At 65.8% G+C, this 15,528-nt stretch carries 9 protein-coding genes; 5 read left to right on the forward strand and 4 right to left on the reverse strand.

What is annotated here, in order from left to right; translation table 11 throughout:
- Positions 1-24 precede the first annotated feature (24 nt).
- Both DFO50_RS01180 and DFO50_RS01185 read right to left on the reverse strand, forming a co-directional pair.
- Positions 25-3,729, reverse strand: a complete 3,705-nt coding sequence (locus tag DFO50_RS01180; RefSeq protein ID WP_028498069.1) for a nitrate reductase subunit alpha — start codon at positions 3,727-3,729, stop codon at positions 25-27.
- 295 nt (positions 3,730-4,024) lie between these two features.
- On the reverse strand, positions 4,025-4,783 hold the full coding sequence (locus DFO50_RS01185) for an FCD domain-containing protein (protein WP_028498070.1): 759 nt from the start codon (positions 4,781-4,783) through the stop codon (positions 4,025-4,027).
- Positions 4,784-5,041: 258 nt separating this feature from the next.
- Here DFO50_RS01185 and DFO50_RS01190 point away from each other — a divergent pair, with 258 nt between their 5' ends.
- From DFO50_RS01190 to DFO50_RS01210, 5 genes are all read left to right on the forward strand, one after another.
- Positions 5,042-5,797, forward strand: a complete 756-nt coding sequence (locus DFO50_RS01190) for a (Fe-S)-binding protein (RefSeq protein WP_028498071.1) — start codon at positions 5,042-5,044, stop codon at positions 5,795-5,797.
- Positions 5,794-6,495, forward strand: coding sequence for a lactate utilization protein (locus DFO50_RS01195; RefSeq protein WP_112691925.1), 702 nt, complete (start codon positions 5,794-5,796; stop codon positions 6,493-6,495). The genes DFO50_RS01190 and DFO50_RS01195 overlap by 4 nt, the downstream gene beginning before the upstream one ends.
- Positions 6,492-7,928 carry a LutB/LldF family L-lactate oxidation iron-sulfur protein gene (locus DFO50_RS01200; RefSeq protein ID WP_028498073.1) on the forward strand — a complete coding sequence of 479 codons (1,437 nt, stop codon included), beginning with the start codon at positions 6,492-6,494 and terminating at the stop codon, positions 7,926-7,928. Before DFO50_RS01195 ends, DFO50_RS01200 begins: the two co-directional genes overlap by 4 nt.
- A gap of 13 nt (positions 7,929-7,941) precedes the next feature.
- Positions 7,942-10,776 carry an FAD-binding and (Fe-S)-binding domain-containing protein gene (locus DFO50_RS01205; protein ID WP_084299797.1) on the forward strand — a complete coding sequence of 945 codons (2,835 nt, stop codon included), beginning with the start codon at positions 7,942-7,944 and terminating at the stop codon, positions 10,774-10,776.
- A 220-nt stretch (positions 10,777-10,996) separates the two neighbouring features.
- Positions 10,997-12,694, forward strand: a complete 1,698-nt coding sequence (locus tag DFO50_RS01210; protein WP_028498075.1) for a lactate permease LctP family transporter — start codon at positions 10,997-10,999, stop codon at positions 12,692-12,694.
- Positions 12,695-12,749: 55 nt separating this feature from the next.
- On the opposite strand, the gene DFO50_RS01215 is transcribed toward DFO50_RS01210, so the two are convergent.
- Both DFO50_RS01215 and gltS read right to left on the reverse strand, forming a co-directional pair.
- Positions 12,750-14,210, reverse strand: a complete 1,461-nt coding sequence (locus DFO50_RS01215) for a TAXI family TRAP transporter solute-binding subunit (RefSeq protein WP_028498076.1) — start codon at positions 14,208-14,210, stop codon at positions 12,750-12,752.
- Positions 14,207-15,388: a sodium/glutamate symporter gene (gene gltS / locus DFO50_RS01220; RefSeq protein ID WP_028498077.1), complete on the reverse strand. Its 1,182-nt coding sequence runs from the start codon at positions 15,386-15,388 to the stop codon at positions 14,207-14,209. The genes DFO50_RS01215 and gltS overlap by 4 nt, the downstream gene beginning before the upstream one ends.
- Positions 15,389-15,528: the final 140 nt, after the last annotated feature.

A 15,528-nucleotide genomic window follows, 5' to 3' on the forward strand; every position in this document is an offset into this window, starting at 1 on the left:
GAACTAGTCGCGATCAGGCGGCGGTCAGGCCTCTTCCTTGAGCGGGCCTTCCAGCCAGTCGACATTCTTCATCTTGCGCACCACGACAAACTCGTCGCGGTTGGCGCCGACCGTGCCGTAGTAGTTGAAGCCGTAGCTGAGCTGGGCATAGCCACCGATCATGTGCGTCGGCTTGGTCACCGTGCGCGTCACCGAGTTGTGAATGCCGCCACGCTTGCCGCTGACCTCCGCCCCCGGCACGTTCACGATCTTTTCCTGGGCGTGGTACATCAGCGTCATGCCTTCCGGCACGCGCTGGCTCACCACCGCACGGGCCGTCAGCGTGCCGTTGGCGTTGAACACCTCGATCCAGTCGTTGTCGACGATGCCGGCCTTGCGCGCATCGACCTCGGACACCCACACGTGCGGGCCACCGCGCGACAGCGTCAGCATGCGCAGGTTGTCGGAGTAGGTGCTGTGGATGCCCCACTTCTGGTGCGGCGTGATGAAGTTCAGCACGATCTCCGGATTGCCGTTGCCATGCTGGCCCAGCACCGAACGCGTGGTCTTCAGGTCGATGGCCGGCTTGTAGACGCAGAAGCCCTCGCCGAAATCACGCATCCACTTGTGATCCTGGTAGAACTGCTGGCGACCGGTCAGCGTGCGCCACGGGATGTACTCGTGGACGTTGGTATAGCCGGCGTTGTAGCTGACCTCCTCGCTTTCCAGACCGGACCAGGTCGGCGACGAGATGATCTTGCGCGGCTGTGCCTGCACATCGCGGAAGCGGATCGAATCGTGTTCGCGACCGATGGCCAGGTGGGTATGGTCGCGACCGGTGATCTTGCTCAGCGCATCCCAGGCCTTGACCGCGACATGGCCGTTGGTTTCCGGCGCCAGCGACAGAATCATCTCGGCGGCGTCGATGGCCGTATCCAGCCGCGGCTGGCCTTGCGACACACCCGGCTCGGTCACGGTCTTGTTGATGCCGCGCAGGATGTCGATCTCGTGACCGGTCTTCCAGGCAATGCCCTTGCCGCCGTTGCCGACCTTCTCCAGCAGCGGGCCGATGGAGGTGAACTTGCGGTGGATGTCGCCGTAGTTGCGCTCGACCACCGTCATCGCCGGCATGGTCTTGCCCGGCACCGGTTCGCACTCGCCGAGCTTCCAGTCCTTCGGATCGAAGGCCTGGCCCAGTTCCTGCGGCGTGTCGTGCATCAGCGGCGTCAGCACCAGATCCTTGCGGGTACCGATATAGTCACCGGCCAGTTCGCTGAACTTGGCGGCGATGCCCTTGTAGATTTCCCAGTCGCTCTTCGACTGCCACAGCGGCTGCACTGCTTCCGACAGCGGATGGATGAACGGGTGCATGTCGGACGTGTTCAGATCGTCCTTCTCGTACCAGGTAGCGGTCGGCAGCACGATGTCGGCGTACAGACAGGTGGTCGACATGCGGAAGTCGAGCACCACCAGCAGGTCGAGCTTGCCTTCCGGCGCCGGGCGGACCTTGATGTCGTGCGGCTTGATGCAGTCGGCCTCGTTGCTGAGCACCGCGTTCTGCGTACCGAGCAGATACTTCAGGAAATACTCGTGCCCCTTGCCGCTGGAACCGAGAATGTTCGAGCGCCAGACAAACAGGTTGCGCGGGAAGTTCTGCGGATCGTCCGGATCATGGCAGGCCATGTCCAGGCTGCCGTTCTTGAGCCGGTCGACCGCATACGCGATCGGGTCGCGACCGGCGGCCTCGGCGGCGGCAGTCACGTCGAGCGGGTTGGCGGACAACTGCGGCGCACTCGGCAGCCAGCCCATGCGTTCGGCCTTGGCGTTGTAGTCGATCAGTGTCATCGACTGCATCTCGCCACCGGCGGTCGGCGCAAGGATTTCATTCACGCCGAGTTTTTCGTGCCGCCACTGGCCGGTATGGGCATAGAAGAAGCTGGTGCCGTTCATCTGCCGCGACGGACGGTGCCAGTCGGCGCCGAACGCCAGCGGGGCCCAGCCGGTCTGCGGGCGCAGTTTTTCCTGGCCGACATAGTGGGCCCAGCCGCCACCGGACTGGCCGACGCAACCGCACATCACCAGCAGGTTGATGATGCCGCGGTAGGTCATGTCCATGTGGTACCAGTGGTTCAGACCGGCGCCAACGATGACCATGCTCTTGCCATGGGTACGATCGGCGTTGTCGGCGAACTCGCGCGCCACCTGGATCACCAGTTGCGGATCGACACCGGTGTGCTTTTGCTGCCAGGCCGGGGTGTACGGTACGTCGTCCTGATAGCTCAGCGCTACATTGCCGCCGCCAAAGCCGCGGTCGATGCCATAGTTGGCCAGCATCAGGTCATAGACGGTCGCAACCAGCGCTTCTTCGCCATCGGCCAGGCGCAGCTTGCGCACCGGCACATTGCGTTCGAGCAGTTCTTCATGTTCGCTGCCGAAATACGGGAAGGACACCGCCACCATGTCGTCGCGGCCGTGTTCCAGCGACAGCAGCGGATCGATATCGCGCGGCGTGCCGCCATCCCTCATTTCCAGGTTCCAGCGGCCGACCTTGTCGCCGCTTTCGCCCCAGCGGAAACCGATCGAGCCGTTCGGCGCGACGATTTCGCCGCTGCGCTCGTCAAAGCACAGCGTCTTCCATTCCGGGTTGTTGTCCTCGCCCAGGTTGCCGTCCAGATTCGACGCGCGCAGGAAGTATCCCGGGATCAGTTTGCCGTCCTTTTCCTCGATGCGGACCAGCATCGGGAAGTCGGTGTACTGCTTGCCGTAATCGCGGAAATATTCGCTCTTGCCGGTCTTGTGGAATTCGTTCAGCACCACATGGCCCATTGCCAGCGCCAGCGCGGCGTCGGTGCCCTGCTTCGGCGCCAGCCAGATGTCGCCGAATTTGACCATTTCGCCGAAGTCGGAGCTGACGGCGACCGTCTTGGTGCCCTTGTAGCGGACTTCGGTATAGAAGTGCGCATCCGGCGTCCGCGTCATCGGAACGTTGGAACCCCAGACCATCAGGTAGGTACTGTTGTACCAGTCGGCCGATTCGGCCACGTCGGTCTGCTCGCCCCAGACCTGCGGGCTGGCCGGCGGCAGGTCGCAGTACCAGTCGTAGAACGACAGCGGCACGCCGCCGATCAGCGACAGGTAACGCGAACCGGACGCATACGACACCATCGACATGGCCGGAATCGGCGAGAAGCCGATCACCCGGTCAGGACCGAAGCGCTTGACGGTAAACGCGTTGGCGGCAGCGATGATCTCGTTGGTTTCTTCCCAGTTCGAGCGCACGAAGCCACCCAGGCCGCGTACCTGCTTGTAGGTCTTGCTCTTGGCCGGGTCCTGGCTGATCGCCTCCCAGGCTTCGATCGGTCCCATGGTCTTGCGTGCCTCGCGCCACAGTCGCGCCAGGCGACCACGGATCATCGGGTGCTTGACCCGTTGTGCCGAGTACACATACCAGGAATACGACGCACCGCGCGGACAGCCGCGCGGCTCATGGTTCGGCAGGTCGGGACGGGTACGCGGGTAGTCGGTCTGCTGGGTTTCCCAGGTAATCAGGCCGTTCTTGACGTATACCTTCCACGAACAGGAGCCGGTGCAGTTCACGCCATGGGTCGAGCGCACGATCTTGTCGTGCTGCCAGCGGCTGCGATATCCGTTTTCCCAGGTCCGGTCTTCGTCGACGACGGCGCCGTGACCATTGGAAAAGGTGCTTTTTGTTTTGCTGAGGAACTTCAGCCGGTCGAGAAAGTGACTCATCTTGCCTCCGTGCGCATTCGCCGAACGACACCGCCACAGCAGGCCGTCCAATGACTTTGATGACGAACAGAAGGCTACGCGGGCCGGGCGCCAGCGATAACTGGCCGGACGGTGGTCCGGGCCAAGGCAAGAGAACTAAACGGGACTAGACCGAAAGAGCTATGGCATGCGGTCTGCCCATGGCGGGCATGGCAAAAGGAGGTCCCCGATGGTCTGGACAGCCGGGAATTCCGCCACCGGGAACGGACAAGTAAAGCAGCGGCCTGCCCCGCAGGCGCCACTCACGCTGCAGCAGTCACTGCGCGGCCAGACGCCGCGTCGCCCGCTCGACCCGGCGCGCCTCGACCCGCATCGCCGCCAGGGTATTGGCGACAAAGTCCAGATGCGTCTCTGCCGCAGCGCGGGCACGGGCCGGGTCCCGGCCGTCGATCGCATGCCAGATCGCCCGGTGCTGGGCCAGCAGATCGCTGGCCACCGGCTTGATATTGAACAGATTGGCGATGTTGTCGTGGATATTGCTTTGCAGCATGCCGAGCAGGCTGGTGGTCAGGTGGGCGAGCAGCACATTGTGCGCCGCATCGGCCAGCGCACTGTGGAAGGCGACGTCGGCCGTCGACTGCAGCACCAGGTCACCGGTCGCGTAGCTGGCTTCCAGCTCGGCGAACAGCTGCGCCAGCCGGGTCCGGTCGGCATCGGTCGCCCGCACCGCCGCCAGCGCGGCGACTTCGCCTTCGAGCATGCGCCGGAACTCCAGCACGTCGTCGCGCAGATCGACATGCTGGCCAAGCAGCTCTTCCCACGGGCCGCTGAAACTGCGCTCCAGCCGGTCGGTCACAAAAGTGCCGCCGCCCTGCCGGCTGTCGACCATGCCGCGCGCAGACAGTTGCTTGATGGCTTCGCGCAACGAAGCGCGCGATACGCCGAACTCGTCGGCGAGTTGCCGTTCCGGCGGCAGACGATCACCGGGCTTGTACACGCCATCGAGGATGCTGGCCTCCAGCTCGCGCACGATCGCATCGGCCAGCCGGGGCACGTTGATGGGCAGATGACTCATTTTTTCTCGCATTTTCAGCCACAGGCGGCGCGAAGCCGACCAGTCGGTCCGACGCCCGTCGCGTGGTGGCGCATTGTAACGACATATCCGCACCCCGACGAGGGACATTGAAATTGGTCTTACCTTTACATAAACAATAACTTATTCACTGCCAAATGGGGTAGATCCCGATTGACAAGACCCTGCGAATCTTAATAGATTGCCAAACCAGAATAAATAATTGGTCATACCAATTAGCCAACCACAGAGGAACCTATCATGACGGCAAGCTGTCCCCGGCCGCAGGACGTGTATTTCTTCGGCACCTGCCTGCTGGACCTGTTCCTGCCGGATGCCGGCGTCGATGCCGTCGCCCTGCTCGAGCGCGAAGGCATCCGGGTCCACTATCCGCAGGGCCAGAGCTGCTGCGGACAGCCGGCCTACACCACCGGGGTGCCGGACGAGGCGCGCGAAGTGGCCCGGGCGCAGCTGGGGCTGTTTCCGCAGGACTGGCCGATCGTGGTGCCGTCCGGTTCCTGTGGCGGCATGATCAGGCATCACTGGCCAACGCTGTTCGCCGGCGACCGCGACGAGGCCCTGGCCTGTACGCTGTCGGCCCGCGTGGTCGAGCTGTCCGATTTCCTGCTCAATGTGCTCGACTGGCATCCGCAGGACCAGGGCGCGCCGGCAAAAGTCGCGGTCCACACCTCCTGCAGTGCGCGCCGCGAGATGGGCACCCACCTGAACAGCTGGGCGCTGGTCGACCGCCTCGCCAACGTCGAGCGCGTGGTCCATGGCCATGAGTCGGAATGCTGCGGCTTCGGCGGTACCTTCAGCATCCGTCACCCGGATATCGCCGGCGCGATGGTCGAGGACAAGGCCGCCTCGCTGCAGCAGAGCGGCGCCACCGAGTTCGTCACCGCCGATGCCGGCTGTCTGATGAACATCAACGGCAAGCTGTGCAAGGACAATGCCCCGTTCAACGGCAAGCACCTGGCCACCTTCCTGCTCGAACGCACCGGAGGCAAGGCATGAGCGCACGCAACAGCATTCTCGGCAAGCTGCGCGCCGCCCCGGCAGCCGCAGCGGTCGAACCCGATATTGCGGCGTTCTACGCCGCCCGCCCGCAACGCCCGCTGACGGCGATGATTGCCGAATGGGCGATGATGATGCGTGCCGTGCGCACCGAGGTGGTGTTCTGCCGCGAACCGGACTGGGACGCCGCACTGGTGCGCGTAGTCAGCGACAAACAGATCGGCCGCCTGCTGCTGGCACCGGCGACGGCGCACGGCAAACGGGCGATGGACACCCTCGCCGCACAGCCGAAGCCGCCGCGCATGCACGGTTACGACCGCGCCATCGACGAATGGAAGGCCGAACTGTTCAACGAGGTCGATGCCGGCTTCACCAGCGTGCGCGCCGGCATCTGCAGTACCGGCAGCCTGATCGCCTGGCCGACGCCGGACGAGCCGCGCACCATGAGTCTGGTGCCACCGGTCCATATCGCGCTGTTCGACGCCAGCCGCATGTACGACACCCTGTACCAGGCCATGCAGGTCGAAGGCTGGAAAAACGGCCTGCCGACCAACTCGCTGCTGATCTCCGGTCCGTCCAAGACCTCGGACATCCAGCAGACCGTCGCCTACGGCGCCCATGGTCCGCGCGAACTGATTGTATTGTGCGTGCTGCCGACTGACGTTTCCGTCAACGACGTGGAAGGAACCGCGCAATGAACGCCCAGCCGATTACGGTCTATCCCGGCACCGCCTTCCGTTCACGTTCGCACGAAGCGGTGAACGATCCGCTGTTGCGCCAGAGTTTCCGTGGCGCGATGGACTTCCTGATGAGCAAGCGCGCGGCCATGTTCCCGGACGAGGCCGAGCTGCAGCAGCTGCGCACGCTGGGCGAAGCCATCCGCCAGCGCTGCCTGGCCAAACTGCCCGAACTGCTGGAAACGCTGGAAGCCAACCTGACCCGCAACGGCGTCCAGGTGCACTGGGCGGAAACGCCGGAAGAAGCGAACTCGATCATCCAGGGCCTGATCGCCCGCCGTGGCGGCAAACTGGCGGTCAAGGGCAAGTCGATGGTCAGCGAGGAAACCGAGCTCAACCATCATCTGGCCGAACACGGCATCGAGGCGATCGAATCCGACATGGGCGAGTACATCGTCCAGCTTGCCGGCGAAAAGCCCAGCCACATCATCATGCCGGCGATCCACAAGACCAAAGAGCAGATTGCCGGCCTGTTCCATGAACACATTCCCGACACCCCGTATACCACTGACGTCGACGAACTGATCCAGATCGGCCGCCATGTGCTGCGCGACAAGTATGTCAGCGCCGACGCCGGCATTTCCGGGGTGAACTTCGCCGTGGCCGAGACCGGCACGCTGTGTCTGGTCGAGAACGAAGGCAATGGCCGCATGTGCACGACGGTGCCGCCGATGCACATCGCCATCACCGGTATCGAAAAAGTGGTCGAGCTGCTGGCCGACGTGCCGCCGCTGTATACGCTGCTGACCCGCTCCGCCACCGGCCAGCCGGTGACCACCTACTTCAACATGATCTCCGGCCCGCGCAAGCCCGGCGAGCTCGACGGCCCGGAAGAAGTCCACCTGGTGCTGCTCGACAACGGCCGCAGCCAGGCCTACGCCGACGAACAGCTGCGCAAGACGCTGCAGTGCATCCGCTGCGGCGCGTGCATGAATCACTGCCCGGTCTACGCCCGCGTCGGCGGTCACGCCTACGGCACGGTGTACCCGGGTCCGATCGGCGAAATCATTTCGCCGCACCTGCTCGGCCTGGAAGCGACCGCCAGCCTGCCGACCGCCTCCAGCCTGTGCGGCGCCTGTGGCGAGGTCTGCCCGGTCCGGATTCCGATTCCCGACCTGCTGATCCGCCTGCGCACCGAGGCCATCCGCGATCCGCACGAGCACCCGGCCCATCCGCTGCGCGGCCAGGGCGCAGGGCGCGATACGCGCCAGCTCGCCGCCTGGCGCCTGTGGCGCTTCATTCTCACCAGTCCCGCCCGCTACCGGGTGTTCAGCTGGCTGGCGACCCGTTTCCGCATGCTGACGCCGGCAAAGCAGCTGGGCTGGACCCAGAACCACGTTCCGCTGAAGCCCGCTGCCCGGACCCTGTCCGAGCGCATGGCCAACCGTCGTTAAGGAAGCCGATCCGATGATGTCCGCCTCGCATCAGGCGTTTTACACCGCCGTCCGCCAGTCGATCCCCGACGAACGGCTGATTACCGACCCGACCCGCACCCTGGCCTACGGGACCGACGGCAGCTTTTACCGGCTGGTGCCGAAGATCGTCATCCGCGCCGAAAGCGAAAGCGAAATCCGCACCGTGCTGCGCGAGGCGCATGCGGTCGGCGTGGCCGTCACCTTCCGCGCCGCCGGTACCTCGCTGTCCGGTCAGGCGGTCAGCGACTCGGTGCTGGTCACGCTGGGCGACAACTGGAACGGCCAGCAGATCCTCGATGGCGGCGCGCGCATCCGGCTGCAACCGGGCGTGATCGGTCAGCACGCGAACAACACCCTGGCGCCGCTGGGCCGCAAGATCGGCCCGGACCCGGCATCGATCGCCACCGCAAAGATTGGCGGCATGGCGGCCAACAACTCCAGCGGCATGTGCTGCGGCACCAAGCAGAATGGCTACCACACGCTGTCGGCAATCCGGGTCGTGCTGCCGGACGGTGCCGTGCTGGACACCGGCGACGCCCTCAGCGTTGCGGCCTTCCGCGAATCGCATGCCGTCCTGCTGGCCGGGCTGGCGCAGCTGGCGGCCGACATCCGCGCCAACCCGGCGCTGGAACAGAAGATCCGCCACAAGTACCGGCTGAAGAACACCACCGGCTACGGCATCAACGCCCTGGTCGACTTTGATGACCCGGTCGACATGCTGGCCCACCTGATGATCGGCTCGGAAGGCACGCTGGCCTTTATCAGCAGCATCACTTACGACACCGTGCCGGATCATCCGCACAAGGCCAGCTCGCTGACCCTGTTCCACGATCTCGATGCCTGCTGCCGTGCGGTGACGGCGCTGCGCGAGCAGGCGCCGGTCGACGCGGTCGAGCTGATCGACGCCAAGAGCATCCGCGCCGTGCAGGACAAGGCCGGTCTGCCGGACTTCCTCTACGGCGAGATTCCCGATGCAGCCGCCGCGCTGCTGATCGAAACCCGCGCGCCGAGCGCCGCCATCCTCGCCGACCAGTGCGCGGCCATCAACGGGCTGGTGGCCGGATTTACCCCGGCGGCGGAAAGCGGTTTCGCCACCGATGCCGGCGTCACCGCCATCTACTGGTCGGTGCGCTCCGGGCTGTTCCCGGCGGTCGGCGCGGTACGCCCGGTCGGCACCACGGTGGTGATCGAGGATGTCGCCTTCCCGATCGAGCACCTGGCCGATGGCGTGCGCCGGCTCAACGTGCTGTTCGAGCGCTATGGCTATCACGAGGCGCTGCTGTTCGGCCATGCGCTGGAAGGCAATCTGCACTTCGTCTTCACCCCGAGTTTCGACACCGCTGACGAAGTCCGCCGCTACAGCGACTTCATGGACGCGGTCAGCGAACTGGTTGCGGTCGAATTCGGCGGCTCGCTGAAGGCCGAGCACGGCACCGGCCGCAACGTTGCCCCGTTCGTCAGGCTGGAGTGGGGCGGCGATGCCTACGACATCATGCTGACCATCAAGCGCCTGTTCGATCCGCATGGCGTACTGAACCCGGACGTGATCATCAGCGCCAACGAGCAGGTCCACCTGCAGAACCTGAAGGCGATGCCGGCCGCCGACCCGCTGGTCGACCGCTGCATCGAATGCGGCTTCTGCGAACCGGCCTGTCCGAGCAACGGCCTGTCACTGACGCCACGCCAGCGCATCGTGCTGTGGCGGGCGATCAACGACCTGCGCCGCAGCGGCGCCGACGCCGAACGGCTGGAAGCCTTCGAGCGCGACTACCCGTATTACGGCATCGACACCTGCGCCGCGACCGGCATGTGCGCGACCCGCTGCCCGGTCGGCATCAACACCGGCGAGCTGATGAAAAAGCTCAAGGGACCGACGCGCAGTCCGGGCATGGCGACCTGGTCGGCCACCCACATGCGCACGCTGACCGCTGCCGCCCGTACCGGGCTCGGCGCCTTCCATGCCGCCCGCAGCGTGCTTGGCGACGACACTGCCATCGGCGCCACCCGGCTGGCGCACAAGCTGTTCCCGACCATCCCGATCCTGCCGGCGTCGACACCGCGCCCCGCCGCCGCCCTGCCGGCCCCGGCCGCGCATGGTGAGCCGGTCGTGTACTTCGTCAGTTGCGTGAACCGCACCCTGGCCGAGGGCAGCCACGGTCGCGACAGCGTGGCCGCCAGCACCGTCAGCCTGTTCGCCAAGGCCGGCCTGCGCGCGATCTACCCCGAGCAGCTGGCCAGCCTGTGCTGCGGCCAGCCCTTCGATTCCAAGAACGCCACCCAGGCCGCCAACCGCGCCAGCGCCGACACCAACGCCGCGCTGCTGGCCGCGTCGCGCAATGGCGAAATTCCGGTCTATGTCGACAACGGACCGTGCGCGCTGCGCCTGCTCGACGCACAGAAAGCCGGTCTGGTCGACCCGCGACTGAAGCTGTACGACGCCGCCAGCTTCCTGACCAAGTTCGTGGTACCAAAGCTGGACTTCCCGCACAGGGTCGCCAGCCTGGCGGTCCATGTACCGTGCAACGCCAGCAAGATGGGGGTCGGCCCTCAGCTGGTGGCGCTGGCCCGGCAGTGCGCCGAGCGGGTGACCGTGCCGGACATCGCCTGCTGCGGTTTTGCCGGCGACAAGGGTTTCACCACCCCGGAACTGAACGCCAACAGCCTGAAACGACTGAAGCCGGCCATTGGCGGCTGTGATTCCGGCGTGTCGATGAGTCGTACCTGCCAGATCGGACTGACGGCGCACGGCGACATCGAATACCAGAGCATCGAAGCACTGCTCGACCAGTGCAGCTGTACACGGCAGACCGACACCCTCCCTGCCTGACGATAACAAGAGGCCTCGCGCCCCGCCACTACACGACCTACAAAGGAGAACACCGCCCTATGGCATCAGAGTCATACCCGGACAGCCGCTGACGACGTCACCCGATGACGAACACGTCGACTGCCGCCACACAAGATCACAACAGGCGGCTTCAACGACTTAAATGACCAAATGACTGCGCTGCGCGGCCCTGCCCCGCAGCCAGGGAGAAATTTTCAAGATGCAGACCTGGACGCAAATCTACGAGCCGCTCGGCAGCCTCGGCCTTTCGGCCGCCGTCGCCGTGCTGCCGATCGTGTTCTTCTTCATCGCGCTGGCGGTACTGCGCATGAAGGGGCACATCGCCGCCACCCTGACCACGCTGATCGCTCTGGCCGTGGCGATTTTCGCCTACAACATGCCGGTCGGCATGGCGCTGGCCTCGATCGGCTACGGCTTCCTCTACGGCCTGTGGCCGATTTCGTGGATCATCATCACGGCCGTGTTCCTGTACAAGATCACGGTCAAGACCGGTCAGTTCGAGATCATCCGCGCGTCGGTGGTATCGATCACCGATGACCAGCGGCTGCAGATGATTCTGGTCGGCTTCTCGTTCGGCGCCTTCCTGGAAGGCGCGGCGGGCTTCGGCGCACCGGTGGCCATCACCGCCGCGCTGCTGGTCGGCCTGGGCTTCAACCCGCTGTACGCCGCCGGCCTGTGCCTGATCGCCAACACCGCACCGGTGGCCTTCGGCGCGATGGGCGTGCCGATCATCGTCGCCGGCAAGGTGACGGGCATCGATCCGCACCTGATCGGCCAGATGGCCGGTCACCAGTTGCCGCTGCTGTCGCTGCTGGTTCCGTTCTGGCTGGTGTTCATGATGGACGGCCTCAAGGGCATCCGCGAAACCTGGCCGGCCGTGCTGGTGGCAGGCGCCACCTTCGCCGTCACCCAGTTCCTGACCGCCACCTACCTCGGGCCGGAACTGCCGGACATCACCTCCGCCCTGGTGAGCCTGGTGTGCCTGACCGCCTTCCTGAAGGTCTGGCAGCCGAAGAACACCTTCTCCTTCGCCACCATGTCGGTGTCGGCAGGGGGCGCCGCGACGCTGGGCGGCAGTAGCGCCAGCCGTCCGAAGGCCGACAAGCCGAAGCTGCAGTACACGATGGGTCAGGTCATCAAGGCCTGGTCGCCGTTCATCATCCTGACCGCCGTGGTGACCATCTGGAGCCTGAAGCCGTTCAAGGCCCTGTTCGACAAGGATGGCGTACTCGCCGGCCTGACCATCAAGTTTGAAATGCCGTACCTGCACAATCTGGTGATCAAGGCCGCGCCGATCGTCGCCGAAGCCAAGCCGATGGATGCGGTGTTCAAGTTCGACGTGATCTCCGCCACCGGTACCGCCATTCTGCTGACCGCCCTCATCTCGATGCTCGTGCTGAAGATGAAGCCGGCCGATGGCCTGAAGACCTTCGGCGAAACGCTGAACGAACTCAAGCGCCCGGTGTTCTCGATCGGGATGGTGCTGGCCTTCGCCTTTATCGCCAACTACTCGGGCCTGTCGTCGACGCTGGCCCTGGTGCTGGCCGGTACCGGCGCGGCGTTCCCGTTCTTCTCGCCGTTCCTCGGCTGGATGGGCGTGTTCCTGACCGGCTCCGATACCTCGTCCAACGCGCTGTTCGGCTCGCTGCAGGCCACCACCGCGCACCAGATCGGTGTCCACGACACGCTGCTGGTCGCCGCCAACACCACCGGTGGCGTGACCGGCAAGATGATCTCGCCGCAATCGATCGCCGTAGCTTGCGCCGCCGTGGGCCTGGTCGGCAAGGAATCCGACCTGTTCCGCTTCACGATCAAGCACAGCCTGCTGTTCGCGACCGTGATCGGCATCATCACCTACCTGCAGGCCTACTACTTCACCTGGATGATTCCGGGCTGAGCGTAGCTGGCTGACGCAGAAAGCGCCCGACGGATTCTCGCCGTCGGGCGCTTTTTCATGGCGGCCCTTCGACGGCCGGCACGGCGGCCACATGCATCGGCACCGGTCCGCCGGCCTGCCCGGCGGCATCGCGCGGGATCCACGCCCCCTGGCGACTGCCCAGCGCTGCGAAATCCGCCTGCCGGTACAGCAGGTCGAGCACACGTTGCACCGCATCACCGCTCAGGGTGTCGCGTGCCACCAGCAGCGCCGGCACCGCCAGTGTCGCCACTGCCTGCCGCTGCCCGTCATAGCTGTCGGCCGGAATGGAAAACGCCAGATACACCGGATTGTCCCGCCGCATCGCCTCGATCACCGCGTTGTCCAGGGGCAGCAGACGGATGCGCTGGCTGCGCGCCAGCACGGCCAGATCGGCGGACGGCACCCCGATGGTGTGAATGATGGCATCGAGCCGGCCCGCGGCGAACAGGGTCAGCGCATCGCGCAACGCCATCGATTCGGCCTTCAGTCCATTGGCCGCGGTCAGGCCATGCCGGCGCAGCACTTCCACCACCGTCTGCCGGGCGCCGGAGTCGGTCGAACCGATCGCCACCCGTCGCTGGCGCAGGTCGGCGATCCGGTACACGGGCAACCCGTCACGCACGATGACATGCACCGCCTCCGGATACAGCCGCGCCAGCAGGCGCAGCCCGCCATCCGGCCGCCGCCCGCTGAACACGCCCTCGCCCCTGGCGGCCGCCAGCAGCACGTCGGCCTGGACAATGGCGACGCCGACCGTCCCGTCATCCAGCAGTTCCAGGTTCGCCACGCTGCCACTGGTGGCGATATTGACCACTGCCGGTGCGCTGCCACGCACGGTCGCCATGGCCTCGCCGATGCGCCAGTATTCGCCGCCGCGTTCGCCGCTGGCCAGGGCAAGTCCCTGCTGCAGCCGGGCCAGCCGGTTCTCGATATTCTGCAGTGCGGAGCCCAGCTCCTCTTCGACAATGCGGTCCGATGCCGGTCGCGCCGGCCCGGACAGCGCATGTACGGCAGTCGACAGCGCATGGGTCAGCCGCTCGACGGTGTCGGGCGGTACCGGCCTGCCCGCTGGCGGCATGGCTCTCTCCGCCACCGGCGTGGCCACGACCTGCCAGCCCTTGCCGGCACGGCGATAGCTGATGCGGCCAAAGGCGCGCAGCGTATCGCCGGCCCAGTTGCCACCGGCGCGCACCCCGTACAGCCCGCGCGGACCGCAGCCGATCAGTTCGGCCAGCCGGGCCACATTGTGCGTCCGCCAGGCGCCGAAGTCGTATGGCTGGCCCAGCCGGAGCGCGACGCGAAAGTAGACCACCCGCTGCGCGGGAGCCATGCGGTCCGGCGCACTGCCCAGCCGGTCCAGCGTCTCCACCACCAGCCGCCGCTCGCCAAAGTCCCGGTCAAGCCGCTGCTGCAGATCGTGGACGAGTTGTGCCGGTGGCGGTGACGGCGAACAGCCGGCCAGCAGCAGGAGCAGAAGCAGGCAGACGGGTTTCATGGCATCCGGAAGGCAGGCAGGGACAGAAAACCGGTCAGGACCAGCGCATTGACCAGGCTGACGCAGAACTCGCCAACCAGCGGCACGATCAGGAACGCCAGCGGCGACGGTCCGTAGTGGCGGGTGACCGCCTGGATGCCGGCCACGGCGGTCGCGGTCGATCCAACCATGAATCCGCAGAAACCGGCCGACAGCACGGCTGCATCGTACTGCTGCCCCATGCAGCGAAAGCAGACCCGGATCGCGTAGAGGGTTGCCACGCCGGTCTGGATCACGACCATCAGCAGCAGCGGGAAGGTCAGCCCGAGCTGTGCCCAGCGCTGCAGTGACAGCATCGACAGGGCCAGGAACAGGGACAGAAACAGCGCTGACAACATCTCCAGCGTCGGCCCGTGCACGCGGAACAGATGCAGGCGCGGCCCGGTGTTGCGCAGCAGTACGCCGATCAGCAGACACCAGACGAAGGCCGGCACCTCGAAGGCGCGGTCGGCAAACTGCTGCGCCACAGCCGGGCCGCCCGCCACGCAGGCCAGCACCAGGGCCAGCGTGACCAGCACCCGCGCACCGTCGGGCCGCTCATGGTCGCCGGCGGCCGGGCTGGCACCTGGCAGCCGGTGGCGCTTCATCAGCCAGCGCGCCACCGGCCCGCCCGTCAGCCCGCCAACCAGCAGCCCGAATGTCGCCATGCTCATGGCCACTTCCTCGGCGCCCTGCAGATTGAACTGGTCAAGAAAGCGTTGCGCATACGCCTCGCCACTGCCGTAGCCGCCAACCAGGGTGATCGAGCCGGTCAGCAGCCCCATTGCCGGCGGCAGATCGAACACCCAGGCCAGGCCGAGCCCGATCAGGTTCTGCAGCAGCACGTACGGCACGATCAGCGACAGGAACAGCAGCAGGCGCGGCCCGCCACGCCTCAGCAGCGTCCAGTCCGAGTCGAGCCCGACGGTAGAAAAAAAGGCCAGCAGCAAGGGCCCCCGCGCCGACGGATCCAGCACGATGCTGTGGCCTGAAACGGAAAAAAACAGGCTGACGAGCGCAACGAACACAATGCCGCCCGTTACCGGCTCCGGAATGTTGCAGCGGGCCAGAAGCCCGACACGACGGTTGATCGCCGCCCCCAGCAGCAGGATCAGCACGGCCATCAGCAGCGTTGTCACACTGTCCAGTTTCCACGACATTTGTCTCTCCCCTGCCACGCCAGCCCTGTCGTCCGGCCGTCGGCGACCGGATGCCATCGTCGTCGCCGGCCACCTCGCCCGGCGCTTTTTTCGCTTTAAGCCACCGGCCAGAACGAGGCAAGATCATGCCGGCGGACGGT

This window comes from Microvirgula sp. AG722 (genome assembly GCF_003269145.1).
Classification (GTDB): Bacteria; Pseudomonadota; Gammaproteobacteria; order Burkholderiales; family Aquaspirillaceae; genus Microvirgula; species Microvirgula aerodenitrificans.

What these genes read in the sequence shown, in the direction of transcription:
- DFO50_RS01195 (WP_112691925.1), top strand. Translation starts at nt 5,794, where the DNA reads ATGAGCGCACGCAACAGCATTCTCGGCAAGCTGCGCGCCGCCCCGGCA.
- gltS (WP_028498077.1), bottom strand. Translation starts at nt 15,388, where the DNA reads ATGTCGTGGAAACTGGACAGTGTGACAACGCTGCTGATGGCCGTGCTG.
- DFO50_RS01210 (WP_028498075.1), top strand. Translation starts at nt 10,997, where the DNA reads ATGCAGACCTGGACGCAAATCTACGAGCCGCTCGGCAGCCTCGGCCTT.
- DFO50_RS01200 (WP_028498073.1), top strand. Translation starts at nt 6,492, where the DNA reads ATGAACGCCCAGCCGATTACGGTCTATCCCGGCACCGCCTTCCGTTCA.
- DFO50_RS01180 (WP_028498069.1), bottom strand. Translation starts at nt 3,729, where the DNA reads ATGAGTCACTTTCTCGACCGGCTGAAGTTCCTCAGCAAAACAAAAAGC.
- DFO50_RS01190 (WP_028498071.1), top strand. Translation starts at nt 5,042, where the DNA reads ATGACGGCAAGCTGTCCCCGGCCGCAGGACGTGTATTTCTTCGGCACC.
- DFO50_RS01185 (WP_028498070.1), bottom strand. Translation starts at nt 4,783, where the DNA reads ATGAGTCATCTGCCCATCAACGTGCCCCGGCTGGCCGATGCGATCGTG.
- DFO50_RS01215 (WP_028498076.1), bottom strand. Translation starts at nt 14,210, where the DNA reads ATGAAACCCGTCTGCCTGCTTCTGCTCCTGCTGCTGGCCGGCTGTTCG.
- DFO50_RS01205 (WP_084299797.1), top strand. Translation starts at nt 7,942, where the DNA reads ATGATGTCCGCCTCGCATCAGGCGTTTTACACCGCCGTCCGCCAGTCG.